Raw genomic sequence first — 22,549 nt, 5'->3', positions numbered from 1 at the left:
GTGTCAACTCGACACGCTTTTCGTCGAGTTGACACCCCTCCTCGGGTGTGGCTCGCTCGGACGCGACTCGTGACGGGACCCACCCCACCAACGCACCCACGTACGCAACAGCAAGCCGCCCAAAGCAACAGGCGTGCCATCAACCCACCCACGGCGCTGGTGGGTCTTTGATCAGATTGGCGGGTCTGGGGCAGAGCTCCCAGAAAGCAACCGGAACGGGACGCCCGCAACAGCACCACCTACGAACACGAAACCGCCAGCCGCCAACGAAACCGGGAGACGGCGACGGCAACCGGAGCGCCCGCCGGAACGGCGGCAACGGCGGCAACGGCGGCAACGCAGAAACGGGGCAGCGGCAACAACCGCTGCCCCGCAGGCCGGGCGACCCAGGGGACACAGGCACCGGTCAAAGGTCGGGGCAGACGACCGGCACACAGGGGCAACACCCAACCCCGCACTGCACACACAATCTGTGCGTTCTAAGGGCTTTGCGCGTTCAAGAAGTCAGAAGGGGGCTGAGGGGTCAGGCGGAAGGAAACCCCTCAACCCCCTCTATCAGACCCCTGCCAAGGGCGCGGAGGACGTGGACGATTCCTCAGCAGGGGAAGGCAGCGGCAACTCCACCGAAACCCCAACAGAAACCTCACCCGGCGAAGCCGGCTCCCCAGGCAAAGAAGGCCCAGGCAACGACCGATCACAAGGCGGCACAGGAGAAACCGGAGCAGTAGACGGCGGGGCCGGCTCCTCAGACCGAGGAGCAGAAGGAGGCGTAGGAGTCCCGGTAACAGGCCCAGGCTCAGAAGGCGCGGACGAAGCCGGAGGCTCCAAAACCGGAGGCGCAGGAGGCAAAGCAGAAGCCGACGACGTGACCACAGGCGGAACCGGACTGTCCGAAGTAGACGGCAGCGTCTCGGTGGGCTCGACCTCCCCAGGCCCAGCAGGCGGCTCATTCCGCCCAGCAGCCGGAGGCTTCAAAACACCAGTAGACCGCACAGTCTCAGTAACCGTAGAAACCGCAACCCGAGTCTGCGTAGCCATCCGAGCAGCCCGAACCTCCCGAGCCGCCCCCTCCATCACCACGGTCTCAGTAACCGTGGACACAGAAGGATCAGCGGCAAAGGGCTCGGTCCACCACTGCGACGTGGGCCGAGCCGGCGGCGGCGCGGCCAGCGGTGCCTCGGACGGCGACCCCGTCAGCGCGATCAACGCGAACATGCCGCCCAGCGCCAGGAACGGCACAACAACGACGGCCCCGAAGCATCCACGGCCACTGCGCGGCTCTTCTCGGTGACTCATCTCCAGCACACCCCCGAACGGTGACGACTGTTCCACTTGGTTGATCGTCCACATGGAACAGTGCGTCACAGTTCTTTAGTCACACGATGGGGTGTTCAGGCCAGTGGCGGCAACTCCGGAGCGTGAGCAGCGGGCGAAGATGAAAGGCTTTCCAGGGCCAACGAAACGGCCTTCTCCAGCTGCGGGTCACGCCCGGAAACTCGGTCCGAGGGCGTCATGACCACCTCGATGTCCGGGTCGACACCGTAGTTCTCCACCGCCCACCCGTGGCCCTTGAACCAGGACGCGTACCTCGGTTGGGTGACCATGGTGCCGTCTACCAGCGTGTAGAGCATGTCGATGCCGATGACACCGCCCCACGTCCGGACACCGACGACAGGGCCGATCCCCAGCTCCTTGATGGCCACGTTGACGATGTCGCCGTCCGACCCGGCGAACTCGTCGGCCACCGCGACGACCGGTCCGCGCGGCGCGTCCTGCGGGTACGACTCGGAGGCCGTGTACCCGCGCGCCACCGACCAGCCGATGACCTTCCGGCCGAGCTTCTCGATCACCAACTGGGAGGTGTGGCCGCCGCCGTTCTCGCGAACGTCCAACACGAGAGCCTCGCGCGCCAGCTCCACCCGCAGGTCGCGGTGCAGCTGAGCCCATCCGGCGCCCATCATGTCCGGCACGTGCAGGTAGCCCACGCGGCCACCGGAGAGCTGATGCGTGAACCCGCGCCGGTCAGCCACCCACGAGTGGTAGCGCAGCGGCTCCTCATCAGCCAGAGGGACCACCACGACCCGTCGCAGCTCTCCACCACCACCGGGCCGCACGGTCAGCTCCACGGGCTTGCCCGCGGTCCCCACCAACAACGCCCCAGGCCCGGCCAACCCGACCGGACGCCCGTCAACGGCCACGATTGCGTCCCCAGAGCGCACAGCCACCCCAGGAGCAGCCAACGGCGAGCGGGCGTGCGGGTCGGACGTCTCGCCGGGGATCACGCGCGAGACGACCCACGAGCCGTCCACGAGAGCAAGATCCGCACCGAGCAGGCCCTGGCGGCGCGACGCGGGCACGTGCGGCGCCGAACCCCAGACGTACGCGTGCGAGGTGCCGAGCTCGCCCTGCACCTCCCACAACAGGTCGACCAGGTCGTCGTGGCTGCCCACCTCGGCCACCAGCGGCCGGTAGCGGTCGAGCTCGCCCTGCCAGTCGACGCCGCCCATGTCGGTGCGCCAGAAGTGGTCGCGCATGAGCCGCCCGTTCTCGGCGTACATCTGCGCCCACTCCAGCGCGGGGTCGACCACGACCCGCACGCGAGACAGATCGATCTCGACGTAGTCGGCGGAGTCGTCGTCGGCCTTGCTGTCGGACGGCACGACCCGCAGGTCACCGCGGTCCTCGATCACCATCCGCTTGCCGTCACCGGACACCGCAAACGCTTCCGCGCTGTCCGCCAGCACCTCGGTCTTGCGCTTGCCGAAGTCGAACCGCTCCAGCACCGTCCGCGGCGGACGGGAGTCAGGCGTGGCCAGGTTGTCGCCCAGCACCCCGAGCAACGGCCGCCGCAACCACAGCAGCCCACCCCGGGCAGCCTTCAGCGAGACGTACTCCGCAACGGCCACGGGCACCGGCACAACGCGATCGGCGAGGCCTTCGACGTCGACCCGCGTGACCGACGTCTTCTCGTCCTCGTCGTCGGAGTCCTTGTCCTCGTCGCCCACCGGACGCCCACCGTGCATCGGGTCGAACGGCGACGGCGTGGTGGCGGCCAACGGCACGAGGTGCGGCCGGCAGCCCGTGGGGAACGACAGGTCGAACACATGCGCGTCGTACACCGGGTCGAACGTGCGGATCGACAGGAACGCCAGGTACTTCCCGTCCTCCGTGAACGAGGGTGCGAAGTCGGCGAAGCGCAGCGGCGTCACGTCCACAACGGACAGATCAGAGGTGTTCACCATCTTGATGTGCCGCAACGGAGTCGGCCCTGGATGCGACCACGCGAGCCAGGCGGAGTCGGGCGAGAACGCGAGGTTCGTGATGTGCGCGTTGGCACCGGAAACGACCTCGCGAACCTCACCGGAAGCGATGTCCACCAACAACAACCGGCCGTCGTGCGTCGCAACAGCAACGCGCGAACCATCGGGCGCGGCCGACAGCGACATCACGCGCCCCAACGCACCGGAGGCGACGCGACGCGCGGTGTTCCCGGGCTCAACGCCACCAACGGGCGCGATCTCCAGAGCCTCTTCGCCCTCGACGTCCGTCACCCACACCACGTGATCGGTCTCGCCGAGCACCTTCGGCAGCCGCGCGCGCACGTCCGAACGGTCCGACAACGCGCGCACGGGACCATCGCGATGCGTCACCCAGTGCACGGAACCGCGAACCTCGACGGCGGACGCACGACCCGTGTGGTCGACGCTGAACGACTCGACGTTGCCGGAAGCCTTGACGTGGTGCGGTTGCAGGCCGGTGCGCGGCCCGCCGAGCTTGATGTCGAGCTTGCGCAGGTCCGACAGGCCTTCCAGCAGCCACAGCTCGCCTGCCTGGTGGAAGATCACCCGCGAACCGTCGGTGGAAGCGTTGCGCGCGTAGAACTCCCCGGAGGAATGCCGCCGCAGGTCGGTTCCGTCCGGCTGCACCGAGTACACGCTGCCGACGCCCTCGTGGTCGGACAGGAACACGATGCGCCCGTCGACCCACATCGGGTTCGCCAGCGACGACTTCAGATCACCGAGAATCCGCGAGAAGTCACCCGAGCCGGCCAGGTCCACCCACAGTTTGGCCGCCGTGCCACCGCGATACCGCTTCCAGTTCGCCGGTTCCTGCATGTAGCTCGACGACGTGACGACCTGCCCGTCCGGACCGAACGAGACGTCGTTGACCCACCCGTAGGGCAGCACTTCGGACGGTCCGCCGTCCAGCGGAACGGCGTGCGCCTGCTTGCGGTGACGGGACATCTGCCCGGTGGTCGACACGGCGAGCACTCGCCCGTCCGGCGTCCACCCGGACACCGCCGTGCGGGTCACTCCCCAGTGCGTCAACCGGCGGGCAGGGCCACCGTCCACAGGGGCCACCCGGACTTCCGGCGCACCGTCGATCCAACTGGCCCAGGCCAACTGCGTGCCGTCGGGCGAGAACCGGGGTGTGCGGGCAGGAACCTGATCAGCGGACGCGCGCCAGGCCCTTCCTCCACCGACGGGCGCGAGCCACACGTCGTCCTCGGCCACGAACGTCACCAAGTCACCGCGCAGGTGCGGATACCGCAGGTAAGTCACGTGATCGACGTTAGCCCACGTTCACCGTTTCAGGAGGGCCAAAACCTCCGCCAGTCCTCTGCCGTAAGCGAATCCAGACCTTCGGCCCTGGCCTTTGCCTCGGCCAACCGAACGTTCGCGGCAAAACGGCGACAGATCTGGCGAAGCTCTGTCTCCGGGTCCTCACCGGCGAGCTTCGACAGCGCGGTCACGGCGAACAACGTCGTGCCCGTGTCGTCACCCTCCGGCAGCAGGTCGACGGGGAAGCCGGCACGTTTGGTGCGCTGCACCAACTTCGCGGCCAACGCCACCGCCGGCTGCCCCAGCGCGACACCGTCCACACTGGACTCACGCCGCTTCTCGACCTGCTTCAGCTCTTCCCACCGGTGCTGCTGCGACGTCGCGTCGTGCACCGCCGGGTCGTGGCCTTCGAAGACGTGCGGGTGACGTCCGACGAGCTTCGCCACCAGTTCGGACGCGACGGCATCGATGTCGAACGGATCAGCGGGATCCTCGGCGGCGACGCGCGAGTGGAACAGCACCTGCAGGAGCACGTCACCGAGCTCCTCGCGCATCGCCGCGCGGTCGCCGTCCTCGATCGCCTCCAGCAGCTCGAAAGTCTCCTCGAGCAGGTACTGGCGCAACGAGAGGTGGTCCTGCTCCGCATCCCACGGGCAACCACCAGGGGAACGGAGCCGGTGCATCACGGCGGCCGCGTCGAGCAACGCGGCCCCCATCGGTTCCGGCGTCGTGATCACGTGAGCGTCCGGATACGCGGACGCGTCGGTCGTGATCACCACCGAGCCGTCCTCGAGCACGGCCGGCGCCACACCATCAACACCGAGCGTGGACCAGAACTCCAAGGCCACGCCCTCGCCCGCGTAGACGGCCTTGGCGTTGCGCAACGCGGGCAGAGCGGCAGCAGGCAGTACGGCGTCGAGCCGCTCGCTCAGAAGGACGACGGTGATCAAGACTTGTTCTTGGTCGTGGTCGGGCCGAAGTAGCCGCCCAGCTCGCCCTTGTTCGGCGACATGGCGTTCTTCACCGGGTCCCACACGCCGTACCGCGGGTTGATCTCGATCGACAGGTCCGCCGCGAGGTACTGGGCGATCCGCTGACCGAAGGTGGCGAGCAGCTGCGGGTCGACGCTGTCGACGATGTTGTCCTCGCCCGGCGTCGGCGCGACCGAACGACGGTCCCTGACCAGCGCGACGATCGAGGTGGCCTCCTGCTCGCCCAGCTGGAACGCGACGACCGTGCCGGGCTTCGCGGCCCACAGCGGGGAGGTGACCAGCGACGGCGTCTCGGAGACGCGCACCTTCTGGTTCTTCGCGGACTGCTGGGCACCGCTGGTGTTGCGGCCGGCACCCTGGATGAACTCGTCCATCTTCGCGGCGTCGGCGGCGACCTCGGCGGCCTTCTCCTTCGCCTCGGTGATGCTCTTGGTCTGGAAGAAGTCGATCGTGACCTCGAGCGTCGTGATGTTCCGGCGCGCCAGCTCGGAGGCGACCAGCAGGTCGCGGATGTAGCGGTGGATCGTGCTGGCGTCCTGCTCGCTCTGCTGCGACGCGGCCTCGGGCCCGCCGCGCTCCTGGATCGCGTCGTACACCTTGGTCTCGTCGACCGTGATGTTCTCGCGCTGAGCGGCGTGCTCGATCATCTTGTGCCGGATCTCGTCGCCCAGCACGAACCGCGACACGTCACCGAGCTTGCCCTGGTCCTGCATCTGCTGGGCGGCAGGCTCCTTCTTGAGCACCGTGGTGGTGCGGTCCTGGACGGTCTTCAGCTCGATCGCCTGACCACCGACGATCGCGGCCGAACCGGCCTTGGCGGGTCCGGTGCCGCATCCGGTGGCGAGGAGCGCCACGGCAACACCGACCAGCGAGAAACGCTTCAGAACAGTGCTCACGAGGATCTACCTTCTCACGCCGTGGTGACCGGGGTCACGGGAGTCCCCGCCAGTGAGTCGAGGAACGCACCGCACCAGTCCAGCAGCTCCTGATCACGCAGCTGAGGTGCACCCATCCGGCCGCCTGCCGCTCCCTCCGTCGGCCTAGGCACCGTCACCGTGCCCATGGCCTGCTTGTAGACGGCCTTCGGGAACAACCGGCGCATCCTGACCAGCTGCGAGTCGAGCAGTTCGAGCTTCGCGAACCGCACGTTCTGGCCCATCGCGATCACCTCGGTGACGCCGTGGCGGCGGCAGGTGTGGCGCAGGCGGGCAACGCTGAGCAGGCGCTCCACCGGCTCCGGCGGCGTGCCGTAGCGGTCCTTGAGCTCTTCCCAGACGGCCTGCAACGCCGGTTCGTCGGAGGCGGCCGCGATCTTGCGGTAGGCCTCCAGCCGCAGCCGCTCGCCCGGCACGTACTCGTGCGGGATGTGCGCGTCGACCGGGAGGTCGACCCGGACCTCGGCGAGCTCTTCCTCCTCGACGCCCCCATCGGCACCCGCGTGCTTGCGGAACGCCTCGACGGCCTCGCCGACGAGCCGCACGTACAGGTCGAAGCCGACGCCCGCGATGTGACCGGACTGCTCGGCGCCGAGGATGTTGCCGGCGCCGCGGATCTCCAGGTCCTTCATCGCGACGGCCATGCCCGCGCCCAGCTCGGTGTTCTGCGCGATCGTGGCGAGCCTGTCGTGCGCGGTCTCCGTCAGCGGCGTCTCGGCCGGGTACAGGAAGTACGCGTAACCCCGTTCACGACCACGGCCGACGCGTCCGCGCAGCTGGTGCAGCTGAGCCAGACCCAGCAGGTCGCCTCGTTCGACGATCAACGTGTTGGCGTTGGAGATGTCGAGGCCGGTCTCGACGATCGTGGTGCAGACGAGGACGTCGAACTCGCGCTCCCAGAAGCCCTGGATGATCTTCTCCAGGCGATCCTCGTTCATCTGGCCGTGCGCGGTGACGACCCGCGCTTCCGGTACCAGGTCGCGGATGCGGCGCGCGGCCTTCTCGATCGACGACACCCTGTTGTGCACGAAGAAGACCTGGCCGTCGCGCAGCAGCTCGCGCCGGATCGCCGCGCCGACCTGCTTGTCGTCGTACGCGCCGACGTAGGTGAGGATCGGGTGCCGTTCCTCCGGCGGGGTCAGGATCGTCGACATCTCGCGGATGCCGGCGAGCGACATCTCCAGCGTGCGCGGGATCGGCGTCGCGGACATCGTCAGCACGTCGACGTGCGTGCGCAGCGCCTTGATGTGTTCCTTGTGCTCTACACCGAAGCGCTGTTCCTCGTCGACGATCACGAGGCCGAGGTCCTTGTACCGCACGGTCTTCTGCAGCAGCCGGTGCGTGCCGATCACGATGTCGACCTCGCCGTCCGCGAGCCCGGCGATGGTCTGCTCGGACTCCTGCGCGTCGGTGAACCGGCTGAGCCCCTTGACGTTCACCGGGAACTGGCGCATGCGCTCGCCGAACGTGTTGAGGTGCTGCTGGGCCAGCAGCGTCGTCGGCACCAGCACGGCGACCTGCTTGCCGTCCTGCACGGCCTTGAACGCCGCGCGAACCGCAATCTCCGTCTTGCCGTAGCCGACGTCACCGCAGATGACGCGGTCCATCGGCACGCCGCGTTCCATGTCGGCCTTGACCTCGTCGATCGCGGCCATCTGGTCCTGCGTCTCGGTGAACGCGAACGCGTCCTCCAGCTCGCGCTGCCACGGGGTGTCACTCGCGAACGCGTGGCCGGGGGCGCTCTGACGTGCCGCGTAGAGCTGCACGAGCTCGGCCGCGATCTGCTTGACCGCCTTGCGCGCCTTGGACTTCGTGTTCTTCCAGTCGCTGCCGCCGAGCTTGTTCAACGACGGCAGCTCGCCGCCGACGTACCGGCTGACCTCGTCGAGCTGGTCGGTCGGCACGAACAGCCTGTCCCCCGGCTGGCCGCGCTTGGACGACGCGTACTCCAGCACCAGGTACTCGCGGGTGGCCCCGGCGACCGTGCGCTGGACCATCTCCACGTACTTGCCGATGCCGTGCTGCTCGTGCACCACGAAGTCGCCCGCCTTGAGCGCCAGCGGATCGACCGCGTTGCGCCTCTTGGAGGGCATCTTGCGCATGTCCTTTGTGGACGTACCGCCGCGACCGCCGGTGAGGTCGGTCTCGGTCAGCACCACCAGCGCGAGGTCCGGCAGGATGAAGCCGTCCTCGAGCGCACCGCGCACGACCGTGACGGTCTGCGCTTTCGGTGCCGCGTCGAGGGATTCGAGGTGGACGGCCGCGATCTCGGCGTCCTTCATGCGTTCCACGGCACGCTGAGCGGTACCGGCACCGGGCACGACGAGCACCGCCGCGCCGCCCGTCGCCGTGTGCGCCTTGAGGTCCGCGAAGGCACGCTCGACATCGCCCTGGTAGGCCTCGACCGGCTTCACGTCGAGGTGCACGACGTCCGGCGCGTCGGTGGTGAGCTGGCTGAGCGTCCACCACGGACGGTCGTTCGCCTTGGCGTGCTCGGAAATCTCGCCGAGGCTCTGGTAGGCGCTGCGGCCGAGATCGATCGGCGCCTTGCCACCGGCGGCCGCGGCCATCCAGGAGGCTTCGAGGAACTCCTGCCCGGTCCGCACCAGGTCGGCCGCTCGCGCGCGGATCTTCTCCGGGTCGTTGAGCAGGACGTGGGTGCCGGGTTCCACGACGTCCGTGAGCAGCTGCAGCTCACCGGGGCACAGCGCGGGGATGAGCGCCTCCATGCCCTCGACCGCGATGCCGTTGGAGATCTTCTCCAGCATCTCGGCGAGGTGGGCGTCCGACTGGTGCTCCTCGGCGAGGTCGCGAGCGCGTTCCTTGACGTCCTCGGTCAGCAGCAGCTCACGGCACGGCGGCGCGACGAACTCGGTGATCTCGGTGGGCAGCGACCGCTGGTCCTGCACGGAGAACGGCCGGATCTCGCTGACCTCGTCGCCCCAGAACTCGACGCGGAACGGGTGCTCCGCGGTCGGCGGGAAGATGTCGAGGATGCCGCCTCGGGTCGCGTACTCGCCGCGCTTCTCGACCATGTCGACGCGCGTGTAGGCGTTCTCGGCCAGCCGCGTGACCAGCTCGGCGAAGTCCTGCTCCTCGCCGACCTTGAGGTGCACCGGAGTGAGCTCGCCCAGGTCCGGCGCCATCGGCTGGATGAGGCTGCGAACGGTCGTGACGAGGACCCGGACCGGGTTGCCCTCGGGGTGCTTGAGCCGGCGCAGGACCTGCAGCCGCGCACCGACCGTGTCCGCGCGCGGCGACAGGCGTTCGTGCGGCAACGTCTCCCAGCTGGGGAAGAACGCGACCTTGTCCGCGCCGATCAGGTCCTTGAGAACGCTGGTCAGCTCTTCGGCTTCGCGTCCGGTGGCGGTGACCGCGAGCACCGGCCGTGCGGTGGACAGGGCGGCGGCCACCAGCGGGCGGGCGGCCAGCGGACCGTCCAGCTCCAGCTCGGGCACGCCGGCGGAGTCGATCAACGAGCGGAGGGCTTTGTCGGGCAGGACACCATCGAGCAGGCCGAGCAGCGGCATGTGAGAAACCCCGTCGAGTGGGAGACGCCAGACAGACCCCTGCCTGGGACGAGGGGTCTCACAGCCCACTTTAGCTCGTGTGGCGAACCCTTATCGGGTGGCTTCTAGCGGTCGCGCTGAGCAGCCGCGCGCTTCCGTTCGAGGTATCCGGCGGGGTCGGTGTCGTGGCTGCGGCAGTCGTCCAGCCATTGGATGAACGCCTGCGAGATGTCGCTCGCCGAGTGCACGTAGGCCGCGGAACCGCCGTGCCGGACTGTCGTCTTCTCCTCGTTCGTCCACACCAGGTCGAACCCGTGCAGCCGCTGCAACGCGGACAACACCATCAGGTCATCGATCTGCGGGTCGTCCGCCTCGATCCAGCGGGCGGCCCAGGTGTGGGCGTCGTCCTGACTGAGGCTGCCGTCGAGCACGGCCCGCCACATCTCCGCGACCGTCGTCCTGGTCGCCTGCTCGGGCAAGGTCATTCCCACCATCCACAAGTCGGTTGACCACCAGATGATCCTGAAGACGTGGAGAACAGAGAGATCAGGGCTGACTACGACGATCAGTCCATAGTGGTCTACCAGGCGTATTCGCCCGCGATCGCGCTGCCCGCCGTGGCGGCGCAGCGGTTCGTGCCGCCGTTCAAGGCCGAGCGGATGACGTGGATCAAGCCGTCGTTCCTCTGGATGATGTACCGCTGCGGGTACGCGCGGAAGGAAGGCCAGGAGCACGTGCTGGCCGTGCGGATCACGCGCGAGGGCTTCGACTGGGCGGTCTCGCAGGCGGTCGAGAGCAACGCCCAGGTCAAGGGCAAGCCCGCGGTGCGCGTGCAGTGGGATCCCGAACGCGGACTGCGCCACGAGCCGTTGCCGCACCGGTCCATCCAGATCGGCCTCGCACGGGAAGCCTCGGACATGTACGTCAACGAGTGGACGGTCAGCATCACCGACGTGACAGCCCTTGCGCGCGAGGTGCATGCCGCTGTGCGTGCGGGCGATGACGAGGCGGCGCGCGCGTTGTTGCCCGTTGAGCGGCCTTACGCGGTTTCCGAGCGGTAGCTGTGGCCGAGCTGCGCACCTAGTCCGAAGTAGTGCCGGAAGTTGTAGATCAACGGGTTCCAGGCGCTCGGGTCGATGTGATCGGTACCGGGCACGACGATCGCGGGGTCGGCGTGCACGGCCAGCACCTGTGCCTCCACGATCAGGAAGTCACCACCGGCGTCGAGGCGGGTGGTCGACGCACGTGCCTCCAACTGCAGCCGGCACTCCGCGACCCGTGGTGGGCGGACGCGTTCTGAGCACAGGGGTGTGAGGCGCGCGGCGGAGAACTTCTCTGGCTCGTAGCGGTGGGTGGGCTTGTGCACGGGGACGGGATCCCGCCCGGTCAGAGGCGCCAGCCGTTCCACCGCCTCCCACAGGTCGGGGCCGGGCACGTTGATCACCACGTCCGGCCGTTCCAGGAGGTTCGCGGCCGTCTGCCCCTCGGCGCCCAGGCCGAGGACGACGACCTGGCCGAGTGCCCAGGCCGAGGACATGGGTGCCAGGTTCGCGGTTCCGTCGGAGTTCTCGGTGGTCAGCAGCACCACCGGGGTGCCGAAGTAGAGGATCTTGGGCTGGATGTTCACGCCGCAGAACGCTAGGAGCAGGAGAGTTCGGTGACGGCCGAACTCACGGAACCTCCACGGCACAAAACGCATAGTTAGGACATGCGCGCACTCCTCGCTGGGTTGGTGCTGGTGACCGCGGCTTGCTCCACGCCGGAACCGGGCGGCAACGCGCCGTCGAAGGCACCCGCGCCACAGGGCTTGAAGGTCGAAGAAGTCGCCGCAGGCTTGGAGCACGCCTGGGACATCGGGTTCCTCAAGGACGGCTCGCTGCTCCTCACCGAACGCCCTGGCCGGATGAAGCTGGTGAAGAACGGCCAGGTCACCCCCGTCGACATCAAGCTCGACGACATCCAGGTGCGCGGCGAGGGCGGCCTGATGGGACTGGTGATCCACCCAGATGGCCAGCGCTTCACGGTCTGCTTCAACACGACCAAGGACGTCCGGCTCACCACCTACCGCCTCGACGGCGCCAGGGCGACCAAGACCAAAGACCTGGTCACCGGCATGCCGTCGAACTCCAGCGGCAGGCACTCCGGGTGCCGGCCGACGCTCGCGCCCGACGGGACGATGTTCGTGGCGACGGGTGACATCGCGCAGGGGCGCAACCCGCAGGACAAGGCGAGTCTCGGCGGCAAGGTGCTGCGGATCGACGCCGAGACCGGTGAGGGTGCGAAGGACAACCCGTTCATCAAATCCCCGAACGCCAACGAGCGCCGGATCTACACCTACGGCCACCGCAACGTGCAAGGAGTCGTGGTTCGCGACGGGGGCCAGGTGTTCTCCAGCGAGCACGGGCCGGACGTGGACGACGAGGTCAACCTGCTCAAGGCCGGGGCCAACTACGGCTGGGACCCGTCCAAGGGCGGCACGCAGGGCGGGTACGACGAGAGCGTGCCGATGACCGACCTCAAGCGGTTCCCGGACGCCGTCGAAGCCGTGTGGTCGTCGGGTTCGCCGACGGAGGCGATCTGCCAGGCCGCGTTCTGGAACGGCAAGCTCGCGATCACCGCTTTGAAGGGCTCGAAGCTGATGCTGTTCACGCTCGACGGCGACGGCAAGGTGCAGAACGTCAGCATCCCCGACGAGCTCAACGACAAGTACGGCCGGCTGAGGGCAGCCCGCACCGCGCCGGACGGGTCGCTCTACATCACGACGTCGAACGGCTCCAACGACAAGCTGCTGAGGCTCACAGGAGACGTGTGAGGCCGCGGATGAACGCCTGCTGCTCGGAACCCAGCCCCGCGAAGTAGGCGACGTCCGCGTCTTCGACGTCCTTCATGGCCTTGCTCACCAGGGCTTTTCCGGCAGAGGTCAACTCCAGCAACCGGGCCCGGGAATCCGCAGGATCAACCGAACGCGAGACGAACCCGCGATCTTCGAGCTTGCGCAGGACCTGCGAGGTCATCATCGGGTCCGTGCCGGCGTGCGAGGCCAACTGCTGCTGCGACGGCGGACCGTTGTGCGACACCAGCCACCACAGCGACGCGAGCAGCACGAACTGCACGTGCGTCAGGTCGTGCGGGGCCAGCGCCGCCCGCATGGCTCGTTGCCACGCGAGCGTCACCCGCCACAACAGGAAACCCGGTGAGTCGTCCGGGCCGGAGAACCGCGTCACGAGGCCAATTTCACCAGCGCCTCCACCGCGTCGGGCAAGTCGGCCGTCACAACGGGCCCCAGGAACGCGGCGGCAGGGCCCTCGATCTCCACGGAATGCGTGACGCGCACACCCTCGGCGACCTGCTCCACCCGATGCGAGAACCGCAGCACCGCATCGGGCACCGACGTCTCGTCCACGAAGCCGACGCCCTCCGAAACCGACGTCAGCGTGAACGGGATCGCCCCCTGCCCCTTGATCGTCATCGTGCCGCTCGACCCCTCGGCGAACGGCCCGGACAACGTCACGGACTCCAGGCTCTCGTCCCACTCCACCCAACGATCGACGTCACTCCACAGTGCCCAGACCGCCTCGACGGACGCCGGCCCCACCACGCTGTGCTCGAACGAGAAATTTGTCATGCGCGCATACTATATGCGCGCTTACTAATGCACAACGGACGGCTCACGACCGGCTGCGCAGCTTGGGCTTGTGATCCATCGCCGACAGGCCGTTCCAGGCGAGGTTGACCAGGTGCGCCGCGACCTCGTCCTTCTTCGGCTTGCGCGCCTCGAGCCACCACTGCCCGGTCAGCGCGACCATCCCGACCAGCGCCTGCGCGTACAGCGCGGCGAGCTTGCGGTCGTAGCCCTGCTTGGCGAAGTGCAGCCCGAGGATGTGCTCGACCTGCGACGCGATGTCGTTCAGCAGCGACGAGAACGTGCCGGAAGACGAAGCGACGGGCGAGTCCCGCACCAGAATGCGGAACCCGTCCGTCGAGCCCTCGATGTAGTCGAGCAGCGCGCAGGCGGCGTGTTCCAGCAGCTCCCGAGGGTGACTGCCGCCGTCCAGCGCCACGACGATCTGATCCATCAAGCGCTGCATCTCACGGTCGACAACGACGGCGTAAATGCCTTCCTTGCCACCGAAGTGTTCGTAGACCACGGGCTTCGACACGCTCGCGCGATGCGCGATCTCCTCGATGGAGGTGGCCTCGAAGCCCTTCTCGGCGAACAGGGCGCGGGAGACGTCAAGGAGCTGTTCACGGCGTTCCTTGCCCGTCATCCTGACCCTGGTCACCCGAGTCAGCCTACGGGTCCTACTTCTTGACGCTGATCCTGGCCAGGCGCTGCTCGCTCGGCCAGCGCACGTGCGTCGCCCAGCCGAACTTCTCGAACATCCAGATCAGCCGGGCCGACGTGTCGATCTGGCCGCGCTTCACACCGTGCCGTGCCGAGGTCGGGTCGGCGTGGTGCAGGTTGTGCCACGACTCGCCGAAGCTCAAGATCGCCAACGCCCAGACGTTCGCGGACCGGTCGCGCGCCGCGAACGGGCGGTCGCCGACCATGTGGCAGATCGAGTTGACCGACCACGTGACGTGGTGCAGGAACGCGACGCGGACCAGGCCGGCCCAGAAGAACGCCGTGACGCCACCCCAGACGGACCACGTGATCAGGCCGCCCAGCACGCCGGGCAGGGCCAGCGAGATCGTCGTCCACAGCACGAAGAGCTTGTCGACCCACAGGATGTCCTTGTCGGCCATCAGGTCCGGGGCGAAGCGCTTGTAGTTGGTCTTGTCGCGGTCGAACAGCCACCCCATGTGGGCGTGCCAGAAACCCTTGGCCAGCGCGACGGGGCCGGTGCCGAACAGCCACGGCGAGTGCGGGTCGCCCTCGCGGTCCGAGAACGCGTGGTGCCGGCGGTGGTCAGCCACCCAGTCGATGACCGGGCCCTGCAACGCCATCGAGCCGGCGATCGCCAGCGCGATCTTGAGCGCGCGGTTGGCCTTGAACGAGCCGTGGGTGAAGTACCGGTGGTAGCCGATCGTCACGCCGAGGCCGGAGAGGTAGTAGAAGGCGACGAAGAGCGCCACGTCGACCCAGCCGAGGCCCCACCCCCAGGCGAAGGGGACGGCGGCCAGCAAAGCGAGGAAGGGAACGATGACGAACACGTACACGCCGGCCTGCTCGGCATGACCGCGTTGCCCGTCGATCAACGGCTTCGGGCCCTGGTCGGTGGACCGGTCCATCGTCGAAGTCATACGGATACCTCGTGGGGGATTTGAGGGGCGTATTCAGGGATGACGTACCTACGCAACCGTAACTTACGCGAGCGTAGGTTAGGTCAACCTACTTCGCCAGAGCCGCGTGGAAAGTCGCGGAAACTCACGGCCAGTTCTCAGCTTCTTGACGTGCCCCCTACATGTGCGGAGAGCTTCCTGTTTCATCACCCTGCGCCTCCCCCGAGGGAGGTCTTACCTGGGCTCCGCAGGCGTTTAGCCTCTCCGCACGTCCTGCGGCGAGGATGTTGAGCGCGGCGTTGCGATCGCGATCGTGGCGGGCAGAACAGGCGGGACACGTCCACCGCCGAACATTCAGCGGCATGACATCCATGCGGTGCCCACACGCCGAGCAGGTTTTCGAACTCGGCAGCCATCTCGAGACCCTGTGCACCGTGCGGCCAAACCGTTCGGCCTTCTCGTCCAGCAGCCGGACGAACTGACCCCAACCGGCATCCTGGATCGAGCGTGCCAGATGACGGTTGCGCACCATGCCCGAGACATTCAGGTCCTCCACGTAGACCACTTGGTTCTCGCGGACCAGGCCAAAGGCCTGCTTGTGGTGGTAGTCCCGCCGTGCACGGCGGACCTTGCCGTGATGGACGGCAACCCTGCGCCGGGCTTTGTCCCGGTTTCTGCTTCCCTTCACTCGGCGGGCCTTCTGCCGTTGCAGCCGCGCGAGTGCGCGCTCCTTCCGAACCAGGTGTTTCGGGTTGACGATCTCGCGGCATTCCCCTGCAGCGGTGGCGACCGTGGCCAGCCGGGCAATACCCAGATCGATCCCCGCCTCTCGCTCGACCCGCGGCAACGGGACTGAACGAACCTGCACCACGAACGACGCGTAGTAGTGCCCGTCCGGCTCGCGGATGATCGTGACTGACGACGGCTCGGACGGCAGCGGACGCGACCAGCGCACTCGCACATCTCCAACCTTGGCCAAGTACAGGCGGCCGTTAGAGCGCAAGCTGAAGCCGTTGCGGGTGAGCCGGAACGACTGCCGGTTGTCCTTGCGGGACTTGAACCTCGGCCTGCCCGCCTTGCGACCCCGGCGCCTGCCCTTGACCGAGTCGAAGTAGTTGCGATAGGCGCGGTGCGCGTCTTGAACGGATTGCACCAGCGCCACCGACGCAACCTCAGCCAGCCACGCCCGCTGCTCGGTGTCCTTTGCGGCGGTGATCACCCGCCGCTGAACTTCGGCCGTCGAGAGCGTTTCTCTTGCCGATCGGGCGGCGTCCCGATACCGGATGACGTCGTTGAACACCACCCGCACACAGCCGAACGTGCAGGCCAGCATCCCGCGTTGAACCTCAGTGGGCTCAATGCGGTAGCGATACCTGGCCAGCACAACCGAGACCGTGTCGAACAGACGTTCGGCCGATGACTCGGGGACCGGCCACACCCTGAAGAGCGAGGCTCGCGCCGATTCGATTTCCGTCACGCTGTGTCGCCTGGAATCGAGACCACGGCAGGGCATCATCAGAAGATGGCCAGACGCAAGATCATCCGGATCACCGCGACGTCGCTGCTCGCCCTGCTCGTGCTGGTCACGGCTGCTCTGGGCGGCATCGGCTGGTACTACAGCGGCGAGCTGCTCGACGTCGACAGGTGGGCCGGGCAGTATCCCGACACCGCGCTGGGCGTGGACGACAAGAACGTGGTGCTGGCCGAGTCCCCCGCGTCCACGCAGCGCGGCACGATGGGCCTCATCTGGCCCGGTGGCACCGCGAAGATCGGCGACGTCGCGACCAGCGGGGACGGCCGCGTCGAACGGCCGTTGCTGGAGGGCAGCGCACCGCCGGACGGCACCAAGGTCCGCGTCGAGACCGCCGTCTACGAGGGCAACCCGAAGACCGCGCTCGGCCTCGTCTACAGCGAGGTCAACGTGCCGTCCGAGCTCGGTGACATGCCCGCGTGGTTCGTGCCCGCGACCAAGAACGACACGTGGGTCATCACCGTCCACGGGCGCGGGGCGAAGCGCGACGAGGCGTTGCGCGTGGTTCCTCAGCTGCACAGTGCGGGGTTGCCCGTTCTGCTGATCAGCTACCGCAACGACGTCGGCGCGCCCGCGTCCCCCGACGGCTTCTACCACCTCGGCGACACCGAGTGGCGCGACGTCGAGGCCGCCATCAAGTACGCGCAGGGCCAGGGCGCGCAGAAGATCGTGCTCTACGGCTGGTCGATGGGCGGCGCGATCGTCGGGCAGACGCTGGCCCGTTCAAGTGTCGCGGCGGCGGTCAACGGCGTCGTGCTCGACTCCCCCGTCACCAACTGGACCCAGACGCTGAACCTGCAGGCCGAGAACCGGGGCGTGCCGACGTGGCTCACGCCGGTCGCCGAGCTCGTGTCCGGCTGGCGCGCCGACATCGACTTCGACCGGTTCGACCTGGTCCGCAACCCTCCCGCGCTCAAGCCGCCCACGCTGCTCTTCCACGGTTCCGCGGACACCACGGTGCCCGCCCAGTCGTCGCGCGACCTCGCGACCGCGGCGAGCAGGCTCGGGTGGCCGCTGCAGTACGTGGAGATCCCGGGCGCGGACCACACCTCGGGGTGGAATGTGGCGACCGACACGTACCGGAACGCGCTCGGCGACTTCCTGACCAGGTCAATCGGTGCCAAGCCGTGATCTTGAGCTGAGCCGGATGAGTGGTGGTTGGACAAGAAGAGGACGTCTCGTGACAACATGTGCGCAGGACGCGTTCGCGCGCGCCCGTTCCGCCATGGTGTAAAGGCAGCACCTCTGATTTTGGTTCAGATGGTCCAGGTTCGAATCCTGGTGGCGGAGCAAGGGCACATCAGGGGTCTTTGGGAGGTGCGAAGCTGCCCGAGGAAACGGTCGACGAGCAGGGCAACGTGGGCCACCGCCACCACGAGATGTCCGACGCGTGGCTGGTGGGCCGCGCGAGCGAACTTGTCGCCGTGGCCCAGAGCAGCCACCTCGCCGCACAGCTCGACGCGGCCGCGGAGATCGACCACATCCTCGCCGAGGCGCAGGGCCGTGGTGAGCCCCGCATCGTCGGGCAGCTGCTCAGAGCCGCGGCCGTGGTCCGGTTGGTCACGCCCGGCCTCGTCGACATGTCCGACCCGCAGCTCGACGAGATGCTCTCGCACTGCCGCCGCCACGGCCTGATCGTGCTGGAGGCGGACGCGCGGGCGTTGCGCGGACGCCGGTTCCTGCTGGGCAACGCCGAGGACAAGGCGCTGACCGAGATCGCCGCGGCCCTCGCGATGATGCTCGACGAGGAGCCAGAGGCCGACCCGGTGTTCGACAAGCGGACGTGGGACCAGCTGCTGGCCACGACGTTGCAGGACATCGCGCTCGTGCTGACGCAGCTCGGCGTCTACGAGATGGCGGACGACGTGCTCGCGGGCGCGAACAACGCGTTGCGCGAGAGCGGTCAGCCGCACCAGATCTACGTGCATCTGGTGAACAGGGCCCGGCTGCGGATCGGCTGGGGTCTGCGCCTCGAACGGGTGAACCTGCACGACGCGGCGCACGAGCAGTTCAGCGTGGCGTCCGGGCTCGCGGAAGCCGCCGAGGTGCCGTTCCGGCAGTCGCTGCACCCCGGCCGGCGCGACGTCGACGCCGCCGACCAGGTGCCGATCCTCGGTGCCGCCCACGCGCTGACGCACCCGAGCGAGGAGCACCTCGACCGGCTGTGGTCGTTGCGCGGCCTGTCGATGTACGCGCGAGAGCTGATCATCGTCGCGATCGCCCTGGCCAGGTGCCTCGTCGAGGCGAACCGGATGGACGACGCGCTGAAGGTGCTCGGCGACACCCGCACGCAGATGGAGCACGACACGTCGGAGCCGTCGCTCGTGCTCTCGCTGGAACGCGAGTACGCGCACCTCTGCGGCCCGCACACGATGTCGGCGCTGGAGGCGTACAACGCGGCGCTGGAGCTGCAGCTCTGGGGGATGCAGGAGTCGCGCGTCGCCACGATCACCACCCGCCGCGAGCACGAGCGGCTGACGCGGGCGCACGGCCAGATCGCGCAGCAGGCGTTGCAGGACCCCCTCACCGGGCTGCCCAACCGGCGGGCGCTCGACGACAAGATCAGCGAGCTCATCGCCGGTCAGGTCGACCCGTTCTCCATCGCGCTGGTGGACCTCGACGGCTTCAAGGGCGTCAACGACCGGCATTCACATGCCGAGGGTGATGATGTTCTTCGGGTGATTGCCAGCACACTCCGGCAGGCCCTGCGCGGCGACGACATGGTGGCCCGCTACGGCGGTGACGAGTTCGTGGTGTTGCTCCCCGGAGCCCCTCTGCACGCCGCGGAAGCCGCACTCGGCAGGGCCGTGGATGCCGTGGCAGGCTTGCCAATCGACCTCTCGCGGGGCGTCACGCTGTCGGTCGGCGTCATCTCGCTGCGCCCCCGCGAATCCGCGAACCAGGCCCTGTCCCGGGCCGACTCGGCGATGTACGTGGCGAAGCGTCAGGGCGGCTGCCAGGTCGCGGCCGTGGCGGGGGAGCCGTCCGCGGAGGCTTAGGCTGGTCCGCGGACTTCGAACCACCCAGCCTGTTAGGGAGAGCATTGATGCTCGAGGGCCCTGTCAGCACGGTCGTGCTCGCCGCCGGGGAAGGCACCCGCATGCGGTCGTCCACGCCGAAGGTGCTGCACCGGATCGCCGGACGTTCACTCGTCGAACACGCGGTGCGCGCGGCGGCCGGCACAGATCCCGACCACCTGGCCGTCGTCGTCGGCCACGGCCGTGAAGCCGTCACTGAGCATCTTGATGGTCTGTCCGAGACGCTCGGCCGCAAGGTCACCGTCGCGGTGCAGGCCGAGCAGAAGGGCACCGGGCACGCCGTCTCGTGCGGCTTGGCCGAGCTGCCGCACGACCTGGGCGGCACCGTGATCGTGAGCTACGGCGACGTGCCGCTGCTCGACACCCAGACCTTCAAGGCCCTGCTGGCCGAGCACGCGTCGGCGGGCAACGCGGTCACCGTGCTGACGGCCGTGGTGGAGAACCCCACCGGATACGGCCGGATCGTGCGCGACTCCGACGGGTCCGTTCTGGGGATCGTCGAGCAGAAGGACGCCTCCGCCACCGAGCAGCTGATCAACGAGATCAACTCCGGTGTCTACGCGTTCGACGCCGCCGTCCTGCGCGACGGCCTGTCGCGGCTGTCGACCGACAACGCGCAGGGCGAGCTCTACCTGACCGACGTGCTGGGCATCGCCCGCGGAGACGGCAAGCGCGTCGGCGCGCTGATCGCGTCCGACCGCTGGCTCGTCGAGGGCATCAACGACCGCGTGCAACTCGCCGCCGTCGGTGCCGAGATGAACCGCCGCATCGTCGAGGGCCACATGCGTTCCGGCGTGACGGTCGTCGACCCGGCCTCGGTGTGGGTCGACGCGGACGTGCAGATCGGCCAGGACGCCCTGATCGAGCCGAACGTGCAGCTCCGCGCGGGCACGGTGATCGGCGCCGGCGCGCTCGTCGGCCCGGACACGACGCTGTCCGGCGTGAAGGTCGGCTCGGGCGCTTCCGTCGTCCGCACCCACGGCAGCGACTCGGTGATCGGCGACAACGCCTCCGTCGGCCCGTTCGCCTACCTGCGCCCCGGCACCTCGCTGGGCGTGAAGGGCAAGATCGGCACGTTCGTCGAGACCAAGAACTCCACGATCGGCGAGGGCTCGAAGGTCCCCCACCTCTCGTACATCGGCGACGCGACGATCGGCGACCACAGCAACATCGGCGCCGCCTCCGTCACCGTCAACTACGACGGCGTCAACAAGCACCGCACCGTCGTCGGCTCCCACTGCCGCACCGGCTCGGACAACATGTTCGTGGCCCCGGTGACCGTGGGCGACGGCGCCTACACGGGCGCGGGCACCGTCCTGCGCCGCAACGTCCCACCAGGCGCGCTGGCCGTCTCCGGCGGCCCGCAGCGCAACCTCGAAGGCTGGGTCATCAGCCGACGTGAAGGAACGGCCGCGGCTCAGGCAGCGGCAGCCGCCCTCGCCAACCAGAATGACGAGAAGACAGAGGAGGGCTGACCGTGAACCCCCAGATGCCCGGCACGCCGAAGAAGAACCTGATGCTCTTCGGCGGACGCGCCTACCCCGAACTGACTGAAGAGGTCAGCAAGCACCTCAACGTCACGGTGACCCCGCAGCAGGCCTACGACTTCGCGAACGGCGAGATCTTCGTCCGCTTCGAGGAGTCCGTGCGCGGCTGCGACGCCTTCGTCATCCAGTCCCACACAGCCCCCATCAACCAGTGGCTGATGGAACAGCTGATCATGGTCGACGCGCTGAAGCGCGCCTCGGCCAAGCGCATCACCGTGATCATGCCGTTCTACCCGTACAGCCGTCAGGACAAGAAGCACCGCGGCCGCGAGCCCATCTCGGCCCGCCTGGTAGCCGACCTCTTCAAGACGGCCGGTGCCGACCGCCTGGTCTCAGTCGACCTGCACACCGCGCAGATCCAGGGCTTCTTCGACGGCCCGGTAGACCACCTGTGGGCGATGCCTCTTCTCGCCGACCACATCCGCGGCAAGTACGCGGGCCACGAGATCACCGTCGTCTCCCCCGACTCGGGCCGCACCAAGCTGGCCGAGAAGTGGGCGGACACCCTGGGCGGCGCCCCGATCGCCTTCATCCACAAGACCCGCGACCCCCTCCGCCCGAACGAGGTCGTCTCGAACCGCGTGGTCGGCAAGGTCGAGGGCCGCCTCTGCATCGTGATCGACGACATGGTCGACACCGGCGGCACCATCGCCGGAGCCGTGAAGCAGCTGCTAGGCGAGGGTGCGGCGGACGTGGTCATCGCGGCCACGCACGGCATCCTCTCGGGCCCGGCCACCCAGCGCCTGCAGGACTCGGGCGCCCGCGAGGTCGTGTTCACCGACACCCTCCCGATCCCGGCGGAGAAGCGCTTCCCGAACATGACCGTGCTCTCGATCGCTCCGCTGCTAGCGCGCGTGATCCAGGAGGTCTTCGAGGACGGCTCCGTCACGTCGCTGTTCGACGGCAACGCCTGACCCAGCAGCTCCACCAGAGGGGCCTCCCGCAGTCCATTTCAGGACAGCGGGAGGCCCCTGGGCATTCCCGCGAAGCGCATCAACGCCGAGGCCGAAGGCGAGGCGCCCCAAAGGCGAAGCCGAGGAATCTTTGGCGAAGGCGAAGCCGAGCTGCTTGAAACGTGCGCTCCGGTGGCCCCCGTCACGAGTCGTGGCTGAACGTCTGCCGCGCCGGGGAGGGGAGGTCAAGTCGACACGCTTTTCGTCGACTTGCCCACCCCTCCCCGGTGTGGCTCGCTCCGACGCGACTCGTGACGGG

General features: G+C 68.3%; 17 protein-coding genes and 1 tRNA gene. 7 read left to right on the top strand and 11 right to left on the bottom strand.

Annotation, left to right across the window (positions count from 1 at the left end):
• Positions 1-1,391 precede the first annotated feature (1,391 nt).
• The 5 genes from AB0M24_RS46665 to AB0M24_RS46645 form a co-directional block, all read right to left on the bottom strand.
• Positions 1,392-4,562: a PDZ domain-containing protein gene (locus tag AB0M24_RS46665; protein ID WP_363781482.1), complete on the bottom strand. Its 3,171-nt coding sequence runs from the start codon at positions 4,560-4,562 to the stop codon at positions 1,392-1,394.
• Positions 4,563-4,591: 29 nt separating this feature from the next.
• On the bottom strand, positions 4,592-5,509 hold the full coding sequence (locus AB0M24_RS46660; protein WP_363781488.1) for a MazG family protein: 918 nt from the start codon (positions 5,507-5,509) through the stop codon (positions 4,592-4,594).
• Positions 5,509-6,450, bottom strand: a complete 942-nt coding sequence (locus AB0M24_RS46655; protein WP_363781480.1) for a hypothetical protein — start codon at positions 6,448-6,450, stop codon at positions 5,509-5,511. The genes AB0M24_RS46660 and AB0M24_RS46655 overlap by 1 nt, the downstream gene beginning before the upstream one ends.
• Before the next feature lie 14 nt (positions 6,451-6,464).
• Positions 6,465-10,019 (bottom strand): transcription-repair coupling factor, encoded by a 3,555-nt coding sequence (mfd, locus tag AB0M24_RS46650; RefSeq protein WP_363781478.1) that lies wholly within the window; start codon positions 10,017-10,019, stop codon positions 6,465-6,467.
• A 104-nt stretch (positions 10,020-10,123) separates the two neighbouring features.
• Entirely contained in the window at positions 10,124-10,483 is a 360-nt protein-coding gene (locus tag AB0M24_RS46645) for a hypothetical protein (RefSeq protein ID WP_363781476.1), read from the bottom strand.
• Positions 10,484-10,528: 45 nt separating this feature from the next.
• Between AB0M24_RS46645 and AB0M24_RS46640 the strand changes: the two genes are divergently transcribed.
• Positions 10,529-11,059: a DUF4291 domain-containing protein gene (locus tag AB0M24_RS46640; RefSeq protein WP_363781474.1), complete on the top strand. Its 531-nt coding sequence runs from the start codon at positions 10,529-10,531 to the stop codon at positions 11,057-11,059.
• Here AB0M24_RS46640 and AB0M24_RS46635 read toward each other — a convergent pair.
• Complete coding sequence (locus AB0M24_RS46635) at positions 11,038-11,625, bottom strand: flavin reductase family protein (protein ID WP_363781472.1); 588 nt, start codon at positions 11,623-11,625, stop codon at positions 11,038-11,040. The two genes, AB0M24_RS46640 and AB0M24_RS46635, sit on opposite strands and share 22 nt — an antisense overlap.
• Before the next feature lie 81 nt (positions 11,626-11,706).
• On the opposite strand from AB0M24_RS46635, the gene AB0M24_RS46630 reads away from it, so the two are divergent.
• Positions 11,707-12,810, top strand: a complete 1,104-nt coding sequence (locus AB0M24_RS46630) for a PQQ-dependent sugar dehydrogenase (protein WP_363781470.1) — start codon at positions 11,707-11,709, stop codon at positions 12,808-12,810.
• Here the strand turns inward: AB0M24_RS46630 and AB0M24_RS46625 are convergent.
• From AB0M24_RS46625 to AB0M24_RS46605, 5 genes are all read right to left on the bottom strand, one after another.
• Positions 12,794-13,222 (bottom strand): MarR family transcriptional regulator, encoded by a 429-nt coding sequence (locus AB0M24_RS46625; RefSeq protein WP_363781468.1) that lies wholly within the window; start codon positions 13,220-13,222, stop codon positions 12,794-12,796. The two genes, AB0M24_RS46630 and AB0M24_RS46625, sit on opposite strands and share 17 nt — an antisense overlap.
• Complete coding sequence (locus AB0M24_RS46620; protein WP_363781466.1) at positions 13,219-13,623, bottom strand: SRPBCC family protein; 405 nt, start codon at positions 13,621-13,623, stop codon at positions 13,219-13,221. Before AB0M24_RS46620 ends, AB0M24_RS46625 begins: the two co-directional genes overlap by 4 nt.
• A gap of 43 nt (positions 13,624-13,666) precedes the next feature.
• The gene (locus AB0M24_RS46615; RefSeq protein WP_363781486.1) at positions 13,667-14,266 is read right to left on the bottom strand and encodes a TetR/AcrR family transcriptional regulator; all 600 of its coding nucleotides are present in this window, start codon (positions 14,264-14,266) and stop codon (positions 13,667-13,669) included.
• 34 nt (positions 14,267-14,300) lie between these two features.
• The gene (locus tag AB0M24_RS46610) at positions 14,301-15,242 is read right to left on the bottom strand and encodes an acyl-CoA desaturase (RefSeq protein WP_363781464.1); all 942 of its coding nucleotides are present in this window, start codon (positions 15,240-15,242) and stop codon (positions 14,301-14,303) included.
• Positions 15,243-15,399: 157 nt separating this feature from the next.
• Positions 15,400-16,698 (bottom strand): RNA-guided endonuclease TnpB family protein, encoded by a 1,299-nt coding sequence (locus tag AB0M24_RS46605; protein WP_363781462.1) that lies wholly within the window; start codon positions 16,696-16,698, stop codon positions 15,400-15,402.
• A gap of 45 nt (positions 16,699-16,743) precedes the next feature.
• Here AB0M24_RS46605 and AB0M24_RS46600 point away from each other — a divergent pair, with 45 nt between their 5' ends.
• From AB0M24_RS46600 to AB0M24_RS46580, 5 genes are all read left to right on the top strand, one after another.
• Positions 16,744-17,883 carry an alpha/beta fold hydrolase gene (locus AB0M24_RS46600; RefSeq protein ID WP_363781460.1) on the top strand — a complete coding sequence of 380 codons (1,140 nt, stop codon included), beginning with the start codon at positions 16,744-16,746 and terminating at the stop codon, positions 17,881-17,883.
• 88 nt (positions 17,884-17,971) lie between these two features.
• Positions 17,972-18,042: transfer RNA gene (locus AB0M24_RS46595), tRNA-Gln, on the top strand.
• Between the two features lie 20 nt (positions 18,043-18,062).
• Positions 18,063-19,751: a GGDEF domain-containing protein gene (locus AB0M24_RS46590; RefSeq protein ID WP_363781458.1), complete on the top strand. Its 1,689-nt coding sequence runs from the start codon at positions 18,063-18,065 to the stop codon at positions 19,749-19,751.
• A 47-nt stretch (positions 19,752-19,798) separates the two neighbouring features.
• Positions 19,799-21,265 (top strand): bifunctional UDP-N-acetylglucosamine diphosphorylase/glucosamine-1-phosphate N-acetyltransferase GlmU, encoded by a 1,467-nt coding sequence (gene glmU, locus AB0M24_RS46585; protein WP_363781456.1) that lies wholly within the window; start codon positions 19,799-19,801, stop codon positions 21,263-21,265.
• 14 nt (positions 21,266-21,279) lie between these two features.
• On the top strand, positions 21,280-22,251 hold the full coding sequence (locus tag AB0M24_RS46580) for a ribose-phosphate diphosphokinase (RefSeq protein ID WP_363781484.1): 972 nt from the start codon (positions 21,280-21,282) through the stop codon (positions 22,249-22,251).
• Positions 22,252-22,549: the final 298 nt, after the last annotated feature.

Source organism: Lentzea sp. NPDC051838 (assembly GCF_040681245.1).
Lineage (GTDB): Bacteria > Actinomycetota > Actinomycetes > Mycobacteriales > Pseudonocardiaceae > Lentzea.
Note: the sequence above shows the minus strand (reverse complement) of the source record. Positions and strands in the feature narration are given on the sequence as shown.